Source organism: Candidatus Rhodobacter oscarellae (assembly GCF_001078595.1).
In the GTDB taxonomy this organism is placed as follows: domain Bacteria; phylum Pseudomonadota; class Alphaproteobacteria; order Rhodobacterales; family Rhodobacteraceae; genus Rhodobacter_B; species Rhodobacter_B oscarellae.
On sequence record NZ_LFTY01000001.1, the window covers coordinates 101,221 to 115,754 of the forward strand.

At 58.2% G+C, this 14,534-nt stretch carries 15 protein-coding genes, 1 tRNA gene, 1 other RNA gene and 3 pseudogenes; 7 read left to right on the forward strand and 13 right to left on the reverse strand.

The window, feature by feature from the left end; translation table 11 throughout:
* Nucleotides 1-69: 69 nt before the first annotated feature.
* Nucleotides 70-354 carry a hypothetical protein gene (locus AIOL_RS00430; RefSeq protein ID WP_152912293.1) on the reverse strand — a complete coding sequence of 95 codons (285 nt, stop codon included), beginning with the start codon at nt 352-354 and terminating at the stop codon, nt 70-72.
* The gene (locus AIOL_RS00435; protein ID WP_152912294.1) at nt 351-1,445 is read right to left on the reverse strand and encodes a LacI family DNA-binding transcriptional regulator; all 1,095 of its coding nucleotides are present in this window, start codon (nt 1,443-1,445) and stop codon (nt 351-353) included. Before AIOL_RS00435 ends, AIOL_RS00430 begins: the two co-directional genes overlap by 4 nt.
* 439 nt (nt 1,446-1,884) lie before the next feature.
* Between AIOL_RS00435 and AIOL_RS00440 the strand changes: the two genes are divergently transcribed.
* From AIOL_RS00440 to ffs, 4 genes are all read left to right on the forward strand, one after another.
* Nucleotides 1,885-2,892 carry an ABC transporter substrate-binding protein gene (locus tag AIOL_RS00440; RefSeq protein ID WP_049641082.1) on the forward strand — a complete coding sequence of 336 codons (1,008 nt, stop codon included), beginning with the start codon at nt 1,885-1,887 and terminating at the stop codon, nt 2,890-2,892.
* A 45-nt stretch (nt 2,893-2,937) separates the two neighbouring features.
* Nucleotides 2,938-3,720, forward strand: coding sequence for an ABC transporter ATP-binding protein (locus AIOL_RS00445; RefSeq protein ID WP_049641083.1), 783 nt, complete (start codon nt 2,938-2,940; stop codon nt 3,718-3,720).
* Nucleotides 3,717-4,481 carry an ABC transporter permease gene (locus tag AIOL_RS00450; protein WP_200898711.1) on the forward strand — a complete coding sequence of 255 codons (765 nt, stop codon included), beginning with the start codon at nt 3,717-3,719 and terminating at the stop codon, nt 4,479-4,481. Before AIOL_RS00445 ends, AIOL_RS00450 begins: the two co-directional genes overlap by 4 nt.
* Nucleotides 4,482-4,529: 48 nt before the next feature.
* An RNA gene (gene ffs, locus AIOL_RS24135) (signal recognition particle sRNA small type) lies at nt 4,530-4,626 on the forward strand.
* A 48-nt stretch (nt 4,627-4,674) separates the two neighbouring features.
* Here the strand turns inward: ffs and AIOL_RS00455 are convergent.
* From AIOL_RS00455 to rlmB, 3 genes are all read right to left on the reverse strand, one after another.
* Nucleotides 4,675-5,127, reverse strand: a complete 453-nt coding sequence (locus AIOL_RS00455) for a CoA-binding protein (protein WP_235438815.1) — start codon at nt 5,125-5,127, stop codon at nt 4,675-4,677.
* A 226-nt stretch (nt 5,128-5,353) separates the two neighbouring features.
* On the reverse strand, nt 5,354-5,659 hold the full coding sequence (locus AIOL_RS00460) for a hypothetical protein (protein WP_049641085.1): 306 nt from the start codon (nt 5,657-5,659) through the stop codon (nt 5,354-5,356).
* A complete protein-coding gene (gene rlmB, locus AIOL_RS00465) occupies nt 5,659-6,429 on the reverse strand; it encodes a 23S rRNA (guanosine(2251)-2'-O)-methyltransferase RlmB (RefSeq protein WP_049641086.1) in 771 nt (256 codons plus the stop codon). The genes AIOL_RS00460 and rlmB overlap by 1 nt, the downstream gene beginning before the upstream one ends.
* A gap of 156 nt (nt 6,430-6,585) precedes the next feature.
* Between rlmB and AIOL_RS24750 the strand changes: the two genes are divergently transcribed.
* Nucleotides 6,586-6,669 (forward strand) — tRNA-Tyr (locus AIOL_RS24750).
* A 316-nt stretch (nt 6,670-6,985) separates the two neighbouring features.
* On the opposite strand, the pseudogene AIOL_RS00470 reads toward AIOL_RS24750, so the two are convergent.
* Nucleotides 6,986-7,339 (reverse strand): annotated as a pseudogene (locus AIOL_RS00470) (integrase core domain-containing protein); the annotation flags it as partial.
* Between the two features lie 14 nt (nt 7,340-7,353).
* On the opposite strand from AIOL_RS00470, the pseudogene AIOL_RS24755 reads away from it, so the two are divergent.
* Nucleotides 7,354-7,464, forward strand: a pseudogene (locus tag AIOL_RS24755) (integrase core domain-containing protein); the annotation flags it as partial.
* On the opposite strand, the gene AIOL_RS26295 reads toward AIOL_RS24755, so the two are convergent.
* From AIOL_RS26295 to AIOL_RS00485, 5 genes are all read right to left on the reverse strand, one after another.
* A complete protein-coding gene (locus AIOL_RS26295) occupies nt 7,454-7,735 on the reverse strand; it encodes a class I SAM-dependent methyltransferase (RefSeq protein ID WP_082152347.1) in 282 nt (93 codons plus the stop codon). The pseudogene AIOL_RS24755 and the gene AIOL_RS26295 sit on opposite strands and share 11 nt — an antisense overlap.
* A 14-nt stretch (nt 7,736-7,749) precedes the next feature.
* Nucleotides 7,750-7,908, reverse strand: coding sequence for a hypothetical protein (locus tag AIOL_RS25350; protein WP_160314372.1), 159 nt, complete (start codon nt 7,906-7,908; stop codon nt 7,750-7,752).
* Entirely contained in the window at nt 7,905-8,678 is a 774-nt protein-coding gene (locus AIOL_RS00475) for an ABC transporter ATP-binding protein (protein WP_049641088.1), read from the reverse strand. The genes AIOL_RS25350 and AIOL_RS00475 overlap by 4 nt, the downstream gene beginning before the upstream one ends.
* Nucleotides 8,675-9,736, reverse strand: a complete 1,062-nt coding sequence (locus AIOL_RS00480) for a FecCD family ABC transporter permease (RefSeq protein WP_049641089.1) — start codon at nt 9,734-9,736, stop codon at nt 8,675-8,677. Before AIOL_RS00480 ends, AIOL_RS00475 begins: the two co-directional genes overlap by 4 nt.
* Before the next feature lie 62 nt (nt 9,737-9,798).
* Nucleotides 9,799-10,953 carry an ABC transporter substrate-binding protein gene (locus AIOL_RS00485; protein ID WP_049641889.1) on the reverse strand — a complete coding sequence of 385 codons (1,155 nt, stop codon included), beginning with the start codon at nt 10,951-10,953 and terminating at the stop codon, nt 9,799-9,801.
* Between the two features lie 212 nt (nt 10,954-11,165).
* Between AIOL_RS00485 and AIOL_RS24145 the strand changes: the two genes are divergently transcribed.
* On the forward strand, nt 11,166-12,167 hold the full coding sequence (locus AIOL_RS24145; RefSeq protein WP_160314373.1) for a cyanophycinase: 1,002 nt from the start codon (nt 11,166-11,168) through the stop codon (nt 12,165-12,167).
* 323 nt (nt 12,168-12,490) lie between these two features.
* On the opposite strand, the gene AIOL_RS24760 is transcribed toward AIOL_RS24145, so the two are convergent.
* Nucleotides 12,491-12,826, reverse strand: a complete 336-nt coding sequence (locus AIOL_RS24760) for a hypothetical protein (protein ID WP_235438816.1) — start codon at nt 12,824-12,826, stop codon at nt 12,491-12,493.
* A gap of 699 nt (nt 12,827-13,525) precedes the next feature.
* Nucleotides 13,526-14,521, reverse strand: a pseudogene (locus tag AIOL_RS00495) (IS110 family transposase); the annotation flags it as partial.
* Nucleotides 14,522-14,534 lie beyond the last annotated feature (13 nt).

Consider the following 14,534-nt stretch of genomic DNA (forward strand, 5'->3'; position numbering starts at 1 on the left):
TTTGGCAGTACGCTGTAGTTCAAAGCGCACAGGAACATAGCCCTGCGCGAAACTCGTTACTCCTGCCACTTAGATGTGATCTGAGTGATCTCTAGAAATCTTCCGCTGCGCCTTCACCAACCGCTCTTCTAGGTCTTTCGCCGCGATGAAGAGCTGGGATGCGACACTCGCGTCCGTCGAGCGCGCTATGTCGTAGGCGGCAAGCTCGAGCGCGCGAACGCTTATGGCGCCCAGGGTGGTGAACCTTTGCGCATAGGCATCATCAGAGATTGCATCCCAGATGGTGGCAAGCATTTCATTGCTGCGCGTATTCGCAAGAACGGCAAGACTGTCAGAAGTTCGGTTGGGTTTCATGGCAAATTCTCTGCAACGTATATGTTAATGGCGAGGGTCTCTGGGTCGGGCTCGCGCCCTTCGCATGCGGCGACCAGCGCGTTCATCGCCAGCCGCGTCATGCTTCGGGTGTCTTGGTGAAGCACCATATCCACGGCGCCGTCGATCAAGGCCTCCCGGACCATTGGCTCCAACTCGTGCACGACGACAAATAGGCCCTCCGGTTTTTCCTGATAGCGCAGCCCGTCAATCACCCCGCAGCTGCCTCCGGCGATAGAGTAAATCGCGGCCAGGTCTGGGTGCCTTCTGATGAGCTGGCGCACGATTGTCGCGTTAGAGGCGTCTTTGCTGAAGCCTTCTTGCGGCGGCAGCATCCGTAGGTCTGGGCGGTACATTGTCAGCGACTGGTTGAACCCCATCATCCGCTCGATATGGTCGCGGATTTGGTTGCAGCCGGTGACGATCCCTACCTCACCCGGACCTGGTCGTGCCAATCTGGAAACAAAACGACCCGCCGTGCGACCCGCCGCGACGTTATCCAGCCCAATAAAGGCCGAGCGCGTGGATGACGGCACATCAGACACGATCGTGCAAACCGCGACGCCCTGCTCAACGAGCCTATCAATTTCATCGCGCACGCCCGGCGCGTCGACGGCGAAGAGGCAGACGCCATCAACTTCGCTCGGGTCGATGCCCCGCAAAGCGCGGAGCGTGCCCAGGCCGCCGATGAGGTCGATATAGCCGAATTCTATCTCCACATGGACGTGGCGCAGCCCTTGCGCGGCGATCCTTGCGTTCTTGATTATTGATTGCTGGAAGAAGTTCTCAAGCGCGGGCACGAACATCACGAAGCGCATCAGTTTGCGCTTGGGCTCTGTCAGATGTGGCTCAAGCGATCCATAGCCCAGGGCCTCGATGGCTTCTTTGACGCGAATTTCAGATTTTGCGCTGTAACTGCCGCGACCGTGAAGGACGCGATCAACCGTCGCGGTGCTCACACCCGCGTGCTTTGCGAGCTCTCGAATTCCAACACGCTTAGACATTGTTAACACTCCGAACACGCAAAGCCTGCCGAACGCGAAAAGCCTGCCGTACTCGCCGCGATCGCACAATAGGCATATTGGTGTTTCTACATCACGGCAATCAATTATATGATTATTTTAAATCAATCTCTGAGGTGATTTATTAATATCTCACATTGTGAGATTAACCTTTATCATAAGGCCTACGCTTGTTTGCGACAACAATCAACGTGCGATCAGCCGCCTCCGGCAATCTAGTATGCGACTGCATGCTGATGCCTTACCATCACGCCCTCAGAATGCCGGCCGACCCAGCACGCTGCATTGCAGCAATTGCGATACAGTTGCCCGAACGTCAATGCCAAGCGCCTCGCAAATAACGACTTGCCCAATCTTTGGACGCAATGCACTCTCACGGGCACGGCTTGTCCCGCTCAATACGTGCAGTGCCGTTGCCTGGCCCGCGAGCTTCCAATCTAGGCGGCCATCGCGCAAGGTCGCTGCGGGACTAAGAATAGGGAGATATTCTATGCTAAGACATGCTGCCGCGGCCCTCCTGGCGGGCCTCACATTCGCGGGGTCGGCGCTGGCCGAGACCAAAGTGCCCTTCGCGCTGGACTGGAAATTCGAGGGACCATCCGCGCCCTACTTTATGGCCATCGACAATGGCGCCTTCTCGGGCGCGGGGCTGGATGTAGAGATCGCGGCGGGCAAGGGCTCGCTGGACGCGATCCCGAAGGTCGCCACCGGAGCCTTCCCGATCGGCTTTGCTGACATCAACTCGCTGATCAAGTTCCTGGACCAGAACCCCGGCGCGCCGGTCACCGCGGTGATGATGGTCTACGACAAGCCGCCCTTTGCCGTCGTTGGCCGCAAGTCACTGGGCGTCAGCGAGCCGAAGGACCTCGAGGGCCGCGTGCTGGGCGCGCCGCCGCCAGACGGCGCCTGGGCGCAGTTCCCCGCCTTCGCCACGGCGAACGGGCTGGATATGTCGAAGATCACCGTTGAGCCTGTGGGCTTCCCCACGCGCGAGCCGATGCTGGCCGAGGGCAACGTGGCCGCGGTCACGGGCTTTAGCTTCTCGTCCTATCTCAACCTGGTCCGCCTGGGCGTGCCCGAGGACGACATCTCGACCATCCTGATGGCCGATTATGGCCTGGCGCTCTATGGCAACGCGATCATCGTGAACACCGATTTCGCCACCGCCAATCCGGACGTGGTCACGGGCTTTTTGGGCGCTGTTGCCGCCGGTTGGAAGGCCGCAATTGCCGACCCGGCCAAGGCCGTTGAGAGCCTGGTGCAGCGCAACCCCGCCGCCGATGCCGCGCTGGAGACGCGCCGGCTGCAGCTGGCCATCAACGCCAATGTGGTCACCGACTTCACAGCGGCCAACGGTATGGGCGCGGTGGATGCCGAACGCATGACCAAGGCGCTGGCGCAGCTTGCCGAGACCTACGACTTCCAGAACGCGCCGGACGCAAGCCTCTACTTCACCGATGCCTATCTGCCCGCGGCAGAGGCTCGGATGCTGAAGTAAGACAACGCGTAGGATGGGTTTCAAACCCATCCTACCGCAAGACGGATGACGGATCTCATTGACATCAAGGGCGTGCGCCACGCCTACAAGACCGCCTCTGGCCCGCTGCCGGTGCTGGATGGGTTGGACGTGGCCGTGCCCGAGGGCGGTTTCGCCGCCGTGGTCGGCCCCTCGGGCTGCGGCAAGTCCACGCTGACCCGCCTGATCGCCGGGCTGATGATGCCTGACGCGGGCGAGGTCCTGCTGCAGGGCAAGCCCGTCACCGGGCCGCGCGCCACCGTGGGCATGGCGTTCCAGAACCCGGTGCTGCTGGAATGGCGCACGATCCTGCAGAACGTGATGCTGCCGCTCGAGATCGTGCCGACAAAGATGTCCAAGGCCCAGCAGGAGGAGCGCGCACGCAGCCTCCTGGCGCTTGTTGGCCTTGAGGGGTTCGAGGACAAGCGCCCCAGCGAGCTGTCCGGCGGCATGCGCCAGCGCGCCTCGCTTTGCCGCGCCATCGTACACAAGCCCGAGGTGCTGATCCTAGACGAGCCCTTCGGAGCGCTGGACGCCTTCACCCGCGAGGACCTCTGGCAGACGATGCACCGCGTGAAGGCCGAAGAGCCCTTTACCGGCGTGCTGATCACCCATGACCTGCGCGAATCGATCTTTTTGGCCGATCAGGTCGTGGTGCTCTCGGGCCGCCCGGCGCGCACGCAATACGTGATGGACATCCCCGGCAAGGGCCCGCGCGACCTTGAAGAGCTCTACACCCCAGAGGCCGCAGAGCGGCTCAACATCCTGCGCCAGCAGATCCGCATCGCCCAGGGACGCGCCGCCGCATGATGACGCTCAAGAAAATCGCCGTCCCAGTGGCCGCGCTCATCCTCTTTGGCCTGTTCTGGGAGTTCCTGGTCTGGGTCAACGGCTGGCCGAACTACAAGATGGCCTCGCCCAGCGACCTCTGGCCCGCCTTCTGGAAGTTCCGCTGGCTGTTTCTGGACTATGGCTGGGACACGCTTTGGCGCACCGTGGCGGGGCTGCTGATCGCGGTGGTCGTGGGGGTGCTTTTGGGCATGGTGATGGGGTTCTCGCGCACCATGCGCGACGCGCTTTATCCGCTGCTGGTGGGGTTCAACGCGATCCCAAAGGCCACGGTGGTGCCGATCATCGCGCTGATGTTCGTGGGCCAGCACGACATGAACACGATCCTGATCGCGTTCCTGATCTCGTTCTTTCCCATTGCGGTCTCGGTCTCGATCGGGCTGTCGACGCTAGAGCCCGAATACCGCGACATCCTGGCCGCTCTGGGCGCGTCAAAGCTGACGATCTTCTGGAAGATCGCGCTGCCCAAGACGCTGCCAGAGTTCTTCGGCGCGCTGAAGGTGGCGGTGACGCTGGCCTTCATCGGCACCAACCTGATGGAGATCGTGGAGCCGCATGGCCGCGGCCTGGGGCACCTGTTCGACAGCGGCAAGATCAGCGCGGATTACCCGCTGATGTTCGCGGTGCTGATCGCCTTGGCGGTGATGGGCATCTTGCTTTATTACATCGTGGTGGCGCTAGAGCACGTATTTGCCGGCTGGGCCGAGCGCACGCCGCAATAGCGCCGGGCGCCCCTTGTACAAACTGCGGCGCGGCGCTATGTACCCTCCCGAGAGGTTGCGCGGGCAGACGCCTCGCCAACCCGGTCAGGTCCGGAAGGAAGCAGCCGTAACGAGCCCCGTTTGGGTCGATGTCAGCCTCTCACCACTTCCCTCATGATCTGCATGGCGGTGAGGCGGGCCCTCGGGCCGCGCCTCAGAAGGGCGGCAGCCGCGACGAGATGATCCGCGTGTTGATCCCCGCCTTGCGCAGCTCACCAAAGAGGCGCTGATACTCCATCTTCGGGCAGCGATCCTGCACCGCGTCTAGCCCGTCCTGCTCGGCCTGGCGGATCGTTTCATCATGGATCACGCCGATCTGCAGCCAGAGCGCCTTCAGCCCGGGCAGATGCCGCCGCGCGTTGTCATAGATGTCCGGCACGAATTCCGAGCGCCGGAACACGTTCACCATGTCCACGGGCTGGTCCTTGGGGATCTCCGACAGGTCGCCATAGATCGGCTGGCCGAACAGCGTCTTGCCCGCATGCATCGGATTGACCGGGATCATCTTGTAGCCCCGCAGGTGCATGTAGCGGAACACAAAGTAGCTGGGGCGCACGTCCTTGGGGGACACGCCGACCGCCGCCACGGACCTTACGTTGCGGAGCATGCCGCTGAGATACGAATCGCTATATGTCATGACCCATGACCTATCACAGCTGAGCGGACAAAAAAGAGCGCCCGAACCTGGGGGGAGGCCGGGCGCAGTGCGGAACGAGGGACAGTGAAGTTCGGCACGGGTGTTCCGAACCCGCGCCCTATGAGACATGTAGGGCGGCGGGCGGATCCTTAAAGGCCAAGTAATAAGCTTGTGATGATTGCCCAGGCGGGCGCGGTCAGTCGAAGATATCCTCGAGCACGTCAAAGGCCTCCTCGAAGAACCCGCGCATCCGGCTCTTCTTCTTCGACTTCTTGCGCTTTCTCTGCGGCTTGGACTTCTTTGGCGACGGCGCGTGCGAGATGCCGTACTCGCGCGTCTGGCGGGTCTTCTTGCGGCTTGGCTCGAGCGGCAGCGATTTGAGGTCATGCAGCGGCGCGCCGCAGCCCGAGCAGGCCAGTTCGTGCCGCGTGCGCCCGGTCAGCACCAGCGCCGCCCGGGTCCCGCAATAGTTACAGGTCGCAATTTTCGTCGGGTGCGCCATCAGCTCTCCATTTGCCGCTTGACCGCATATAGGGCGACGGCGGCCGCGTTGGAGACGTTGAGAGAGCCGAAATCACCGGCAAACGGAATTTTGACCAGCTGATCGCAGGTTTCGCAGGTCTTTTCGCGCAGCCCGGGCCCCTCGGCGCCCAGAACCAGCGCAACCGGGCGCCCCGCATGGGCGCTGGCGGCGCTGGCCAGGTCCTGCTCGGCGGTGCCGTCCAGCCCCAGCAGCACATAGCCCATGCCGCGCAGCTGCTCCATGGCGTTGGCCAGGTTGCCCACCCGCAGATAGGGCTGGCGCTCCAGCGCGCCAGAGGCGGTCTTGGCCAGGGCGCCGGTTTCAGGCGCCGAATGCCGCTGCGGCGCGATCACTGCCGCGGCGCCGAATACCTCCGCCGAACGCAGGATCGCGCCCACATTATGCGGGTCCGTCACCCGGTCGAGCATGACGACAAGCTGCCCCTGCGAGCAGATCGCATCCAGCGGCCCCCAGTCCAACGCACGCACCTCGATCGCCGCGCCCTGATGCACCGAGCCCGGGTCCAGCGGCACGGGGAACTTGCGCGGGTCCGCGACCTCCACCGGCACCTCGCCGGTGTCGACGTCCAGGCGGTTCAGCGCGTTCTTGGTCACCACCAGGCGCAGCTTGTTGCGCTCCGGATTGGCCAGCGCATCGCGCACCGCGTGCAATCCGAACAGCCAGAAGGTCTCTGCCGCCGCCGCGCGCCTGCCGCGCTCTTTCTCGATCACCCATTTGGGTTTCTTCATCGCTTTGCCCTGCCCGTTCGACCAGGGCCGATCTGTACCACGCGCAAATCGCCGGGAACAATGCAATCGGCGCGATTTTCCCCATTGACGGTTGGCGGCGTCGCGCGTATCCAACGCGCCACGCCAGAGGGGGCCTTGCTCCTGACGGCGCCCGGTGGGCGACAGGCCGCAAGGTGTGGCAGGGGACTGTAACTCCCTCGCGGAGACGCACGCCTGGTTCGATTCCAGGGTCGCCCACCAATTAATCCCTCAGAAAAACGCAATAAGCCCCAAAAGCCCTTTTTTCCTGGAAAATAAGCGTTAGCTGAAAGAGGAAATTACATCATAAAGCGCAACAGATACAATAGTACGCAAACAGAATGTTGGTCAAATACCCCCCCTGACCAACACGCTGACCAACAAAGCGTTGGTCCTGAGACAAACCGGAGGAATTAATCATGTTGAGTGTAGAATGCATCAGAGCCGTGAGGCCGGGACCACAGTGTCCGTCGTCAGAGTTTTTGGACCCACGAGCGGCCTGAACTAAGAGAGAGTTCGGCTCATTTGGTTGGTTTGGTTATGGGGCGTGCTGGCGGTGATGCAAGCGTCGCGTTTCGAGTGTTTTCTGTTTGATCCTTTCCCTTTGTTTTAGAATGGCCTTGTCCCGTCCGAAGTAGACATCGGCGGGTGTGACGTTGTTGATGCTCTCGTGATATCGCTGATGATTGTAGTGGTCGACAAAGGCTTCAATCTGAGCCTCGAGATCGCCAGGTAGGAAGTAGTTTTCCAGCAGGAGGCGGTTCTTTAATGTCTGATGCCACCGTTCGATCTTGCCTTGGGTTTGGGGGTGATATGGCGCATCGCGTGAGTGCTTCATCCCTTTGTCCTGCAGCCACTCAACCAGATCCCCTGAGACATAACTTGAACCGTCGCCCATTGGGCTCGAACCAATGGCGCATCCACTACAACACCATCAGGCCACACAGCCCCCTGGGATACCGACCGCCCGCGCCAGAAAGCCTCGTCCCGATAGACCAGAGGCCCATCATGCACTAACAATTGACCCGGACCACCCGATGGCGGCTCTCCAAGGGTCCACGCAAGGTAGCCGGGTTGTAGCGAAGTCAACACTTGCATCAGACACCCCTTTGAGGTCCTCCGCATCGCATAAGAGCGGCACCCAGTTTTGGTCACTCAATTTGACCTGAGCCTTCTTCAGCATGGCTTCAGAGAAATCCAAACCTGTGACATGCGCGCCGAGGGAGCAAAGCATTCTGCTGATCTCTCCTGTACCGCAGGCCAGATCAAGAACCCTTAAGCCGTCCATTGTTTCGCTGTCTTTTAACCCTGCGGCTTGTCGTAAAAAGGACTGCCATTCCGGAAGCCCATAACGGTCTCGATCCGATGGGATGGGCTTTCGTCAAAGTCCTCAGATCGTGCCGACCAGTAGGCCCTGATTTCTTCCTTGAGGTCGAAGTTCGATTGTTCGATCTGGGTCATGCTGGCAACCTAGCATCGACGTATAGTGCGCCTCGGCCTGTGCGCTCAAGATCAGTTTCAACACGGTACGTTTCACCGATTTCCGGGAGTGCCAAGATCTCATGGGGCGGACCGTCAGCAAGGATCACCCCGTCACGCAACAACACCAATCGGTCACAGAATTTGGCCGCGAGATTCAAGTCATGCAACGCAGCCATCACAACTGGTTTTTCACGATCCATTTCATTGCGGATCGAAGTCATAATGGACAATTGGTGATGTAGGTCGAGCGCGCTTGTTGGCTCATCAAGCAAGATTACTTCGGGCGCACGGACGATTGTCTGTGCAACCGCAACCATCTGCGCCTGTCCGCCGCTGAGGTCTGCGATCCCGTGACTGGCGAGATGCGACAGATCAAGCGCATTCAACGTGTCCGAGACACGATCCAGATTGTCAGACTTCACTCGCCAGCCGGTCGTCTGCTTCAGCGCCAAAAGCACGCTTTCAAAGACCGAGAGCAGCGCGTTGCAGCCAAAGGCCTGCGGCATGTAGGCGACGCGCCGCGCCCGGTCCTTGCGCGCCAGATAGGTCACATCATCATCGCCAATGGCTATGCGCCCGGCCATTGGCGTCACAAGCCCCGCCAGCGTTTTGAACAAGGTAGATTTGCCGGATGCGTTTGGGCCAATCAGGCCAACAAACGCGCCGCCCTGAATGCCCTGCACAGACACGTCATGCAGGATTTCCGTTTTTCCGTACCCGGCTTTGAGATGCTCGATATGCAGCGTCATGACAATTTCTCCCGCCGAGTACTCAAGATGATCGAGACGAATACGGGCACACCAATAAGAGCCGTGATGATTCCTATTGGATAGATGATGCCCGGCGTTATTGACTTGGAAATCAGAGATGTGAGCGACAAGACCAGTGCGCCGACCAAAGCCGATAGCGGCACAAAGAAACGCTGATCCTCGCCGACCAGCAAGCGGGCGATATGTGGACCAACCAGACCGACAAACCCGACAGTGCCTACAAATGAAACGGCGGTGGCAGCCAAAAGCGAGACGCAGATGAGCATCTCAACTCTCAGGCGTCCGACATCAACCCCCATGCTTTCCGCTGTCACTTCGCCTATACGCAGCGCAGTCATGGGCCATGTGCGCAGCAAGCTGAAGGGGATTGCTGCGGCCAGCAGCAGCGCGCCGAGCGAGATCTTCTCCCAGCTTGCGCGACTCAGGGATCCCATCATCCAGAACACAATGCGCGCGATCTGGTCTTCGGAGGCCATGTATTGCATCAGCGCCAATAGCGCCGAGAATGTGAAGAATATCGCGATCCCGAACAGGATCATCGTCTCGGAGCCGACCCCCTTCAGCCGCGTCGCAAATAGGATGAACCCACATGTCAGCAGGGCAAAGACAAAGGCATTCACCGTGACCAGCAGCGGGCCAACCGAGGGGATCACGCTGAAACCCAACACAATCGCAAGAGATGCGCCAAAACTAGCGGCGGCAGAAACACCAAGGGTGAATGGCTCGGCCAGCGGGTTGTTCAAGATCGTTTGCATCTGAGCCCCCGCCACGGCCAAGAGCGCGCCGACCAATACTGCTGTGATTGCCACAGGCAGACGATAGTCCCAAACGATCACTTTCAACCGCACACCGTGCGACAATGGATCGGTAAAGACATCAAACACAGTCGAGAGTGGGTACTTCCCTGGGCCGGTCGCGACATCAAGAAAGAAACTTAGCACAAGTAGCCCGAACACAATGGCAATCATCGCGTATCTGCGTGCGTTCTGCGCAGCATAAGCTTGCCGCATGCCTGCCGCGTTTGCATCAATCGTCATAGGGAATGCCCTCCAAAGGCGTAACGGCCCCGCAAATGTTGCGAGACCGATGTTTGGGGGCCTTAACCGCCAGCCTTTAAACTTCCCCAGAACACGCCTGAGTAATCGATTGGCAGGAAGTTGTCGTGCAGCTCTTTCATCGTTGCATCGGGATCGATGTCTTCAAACAGCTCAGGATGCATCCATTTGGCAAAAGCCTGCATGGCCACAAAATGATAAGGGCTGTTGTAGAACTGATGATACACCGAATGGAAACGACCGTTCTTTACGGCGGACAGCTCTGGCCAACCTTCACGAGAGGCAAGAATGCTAAGGCGGTCTTGGACCATTGCTTCATCTGCATCGTAGCCAAAAAGAACAGCTTCAGTGGCTGGATTGATTTCGGCCCAGTTCGCGCCGGTTCCAATGATCACGTCAGGATCATCAGCGAAGATTGCTTCCAGGCTAACGGCGGTTGAAAAGCCGGGTGATTTCAGTGACCCCCAATTCCGGCCTCCGGACAAATCCACCAAGCGGCCAAGGTTTGCGGCTCCAAACGTGCGGCAGCATGCGCCGGGGTTGTACCCCGCGGCACGTTCAATAAAGACAATTGGTTTGTCTTTGTCGGCAATGCCCTGAACGCGCGCATAAATCAGCTTCATCTGAGCCTGATAGTAGTCGCCGAAGGCATCCGCCTCGTCACGTTTGTCAAAGATGCGCCCGAGCAATTGGATGCTCGGGATAGTGTTTTGTGTTGGATCCTGACGGAAATCGACAAACACCGTGGCAATACCGGCCTCTTCGAGCTTATCAATAATCCCACTTTCTTGCGCCTTCAGCAAACTGCCAAGGTTCATCAAGACAACTTCGGTCCCGAGGGAAATAACAGCTTCAAGGTTCCATTCGTCGGCATAGGGACTGCCAAAGCTCGGCAGGTCAGCGATATCTGGGTAAACGGCCAGATACTTGCGGTAAGCATCGGGGTCAGCCCTCACCATATCGTCCTTCCAGCCAACGACGCGTTGGAAAGGGTTGTCTTGGTCCAAAAGCGCGATCGAATAGATCATGCGCCCTTCACCAATCACAACTTTGGACGGATTTTTCTCTACTTCGACAACGCGGCCTGCGATGTCGGTTACGGTAATTGTCTCTGCGATGGCGATCGTGGCGGACGCAAAAGTGAGCGTTGCAGCTGCGGCAGCGGAGCAAAGACCCCGCGTCAGTGATCTGACATTCATGGGTCTCTCCTTGATGTTTCCCATGGCAGAAATCCATGGGTCGGAAGCACACAGACATTTCCTTACAGATCTTGTCAAGTATAAGGTGAGGAGCGGTCATTTGTGACGCTTGAAGCATCGGTCATAGTGGGCTCTCAGCGGTCATGCGGCGATGCAGTACCAAAACCAGAAAAATCGAATATACTGCCGTCGAGAAGAGCCCAATTTGTCTGATGCTGCGCGATGCGCGGATGACGGCTTTATCCGGAATTGCGGTGCAACAACTGTCACGCGAAGTCTTAGGGAGGATTAAACCCCAAACGTCGTGCAACGGGTGTTTTGTGATGAAGCCTGGGATTGAAAATCAAACAGTTCTGCATTTCATCGTTGGCTACCACGTCGATTGTGTAACATCTTGTCAAGATCGGAAGGAAAGCATGAGCTTGAGAGCGTTAGGTATAGGAGAAGCAATGCCTGCCCTCACCCGTCGGCGCTTCGTTTTGGGCTCTGTCGCAACTGTTGGGGTATTCTCCGCCATTGAGACAATTGCTGCTGCAAAAACACCAACAATCTGTGCCAGTGGTGGCGGGCAATTCCCGCGTGATATGTTAAAACGAGCAATCCGCCAGGCAGGCGGAGGCCGCTCTCGCGTCCTAATCTGTCCATTTGCATGGCGCGATCCGAAAGAAGCCGCGGATTTTGCAAAGAAGTTATTTCGAGGGCTTGGTGCGCGGAGCGTTGAAGTGCTCGACATTCGCGACCATGCACAGGCGGTGATGCAAGTATCCAATGCGGACATCATTTGGTACAGCGGGGGCCTTCAAAAACGGCAAGTCTTGGCTTTGGCCGGAGTGCCCGGCTTGGTCAGAACACTACAAACGGCTTACGCCAACGGAACGGTGATGGTTGGTGGAAGTGCTGGAGCCGCTGTGATGAGCAAATTAATGATTAGCGGTGGATCAAGCGGCACCGCACACACCCGGTCAGGCTTAGGTTTCCTTCCTAAGGTGGTACTCGATCAGCATGTGATTGCGCGCAGCCGGGAGTGGCGGTTAAGGCAAGTCATTTCAAAAAACCGACGGCTGGTTGGCGTCGGCCTGGACGAGCGAACCGGAGTACTCATCCAGAATGGAATCTTTCGCGTCTACGGCAAAAGTCAGGTGATCGTGACGGAATGGAAGCAAGGACAATTGTCCGAACGCCGATATAAACGCGGCGACAAATTCACAGTTTGAGTTGGCGAAGGCCGAAAGGATCCTTGTTTAAAACAAGGCCAGGAACTTTGTGAATCCTGGAAACAAATCGGACCACAGAAACGGGCGGAAGATTCTGGATCGTCGCGGCCCTAATCGTGGAAGAAGGTCAGTAGCGGCACAAAACTCCGCCAATTTTTGCCACCGCCTACGATCCGAGGTCTGGTCATCAACGCTCCGGAAGCAACGCAGCGGCAATTACAGAAGGTCTTGAAGTGATAAGCCATGGTAGTTGGCGGTTTAAGCTGCGTATTGCACTCTTGATTTCTGCACGCTCGCCCGTCACTCTTAATGGCCGCAAAGACCTACATCTCCACACTTCTTTTGTACATGACACCAAACCACTCGCCAGTCGGACCAAACCAATTACCCACAAGTTTTCCGGACGAAGATTCACCAACAAAAGCAATGGTATAGACTAGGCTTTCATCGGTTTCGATCTTCAGTGTCCTCGATGTTCCATCAGCGCCAAATGGCACACATACTTTGCTGCGGGCGGCCTCTACGATATCAGGAGACACGTAGGTGCCTTCGCATTGACCGTATTCAAAGGAATAACTGGCATCATCGAGGAGTACTAAGACGCATTCACCCGTAGCGCCGAAGGTCCCCTGGAAAAGGGTGGGCCCTGCAGCGTCCACTGTCGTCGACAAAAAAAGAGTAGTTCCCGCGATGATAACCCGCCTGCGTCGCCTCCGACCCCAATCTAGTTGCCTATAAACTAAGGCAATTTCAGCATCGCGCAAGGCTAGGCCTAGCGCTAAACAACGTCATCAATTCCAAAGCGATAGGACAGCGGAGTTAAGCCTGCCAGATGATGCTGAGGCGATCATGATCTTAACAAATTGTCGGTTAAGGGCTGAACGGCGCATTTGGTTTGATTTTTAAAGTTTCGCCATGGGCCGAAGTCGCCGTTGGGGCAGCTGCAGCGAAAGCTCGCTTTGTCCGCACACTGTGAGTTCGACCATCTTCGATCTTCGCAGGAGCAGCGAAGGGCCGCTAAGCGGGCTGCGACCGCAGCATCCGGTAGCGGAGCTGAGAGTCCTGTGTGGATGGCTCCTGCATTGCAAGCGATTTTTGCGATTGCGATAGTCTGTCAGTACAGTCGTGTGTCCGGCCTGTTTGCGTGGCGGGTGCCACTGGCCCTGATGAGTTCCGCGAGCAAGGCTCCTATCGGGAATACGACCTTTGAGGGCCGCGACATTCATCGGAGTGTCCTTACTCTTGGTTGACTTCGTTTCGCATCATCACATCAAACGTCTTGCATTTCTTGGCAGGATCAGGCGATCGGCTGCCGGTATTCCTCTCCCTTGGTCAGGATTGCCCAGAGTGAGGCATTGACCGCCATTGGTTCGAGAGAAATGCCGAACCCGGGCGGATTTGTTGGCCATTGCGACGGTGGCGAGCCTGAAGGGCTTCTGGTCAAGTAATTTCGCTGTCCAGATGTCTGCCTTCTCAGGCTTGTTCCTCGCCATGAGCGCCCGTGATGTCATCCCAACAATCAGCAGCTTTCGGATATAGCGATTACCTTTCTTGGTGATCCGTCCAAGCCGCTCTCGGCCGCCACTGGATTTGTTCAGCGGCGTCAGACCCAGCCAAGCTGCCAAATCGCGTCCGGTCTCAAACTGTTTTGCATCGCCAATGGTGGCGACGATGGCCGAAGCTGTTATTGGCCCGATCCCTGGCATACGCATCAGTCGTCGCGCATCGGCATCCAGCCATGCGTGCTGTTCGAGCAGTTTGGTCAGCCCGTCGATCCGAGCATTGAGGCCGTTCAGCTGATGGCACATCACGCCGAGAATACCGTCCGCGATCTCGGGCATTTCCAACTGCTCTTCGGTGCCATGCTCTCTGGCGAACGTGGACACAGCCTCAATGCCCGTTGGCAGGATGTGCCCAAACTCACGCAGGATGCTGCGGATCATGTTCACAACCTGAGTACGCTGACGAACAACCAGATCCCTGGCACGGTGTATGGCAAGAACCGCCTGCTGGTCTTCCGATTTGATCTCAACGAAACGCATGGTTGGGCGGCGCACAGCTTCGCAGATCGCTTCTGCATCGGCCGCGTCGGTCTTGCCACGCTTCACATATGGTTTGACGTATGCTGCAGGCATCAGGCGAACATCATGACCAAGCTTGTGCAACTCGCGACCCCAGTGATGAGCCGAACCGCATGCTTCCATGCCGACAACACATCTCGGCAACGTTTCGAAGAACGCCAGTAGCTTAGCGCGCTTGATCTTTTTGTTGATGATCTTGCGACCAGTCGCTGAAACGCAGTGTACCTGAAAAACGTCCTTGGCCAAATCCAGGCCCACGGTCTTTACTGTCATTGGGTGGCTCCTT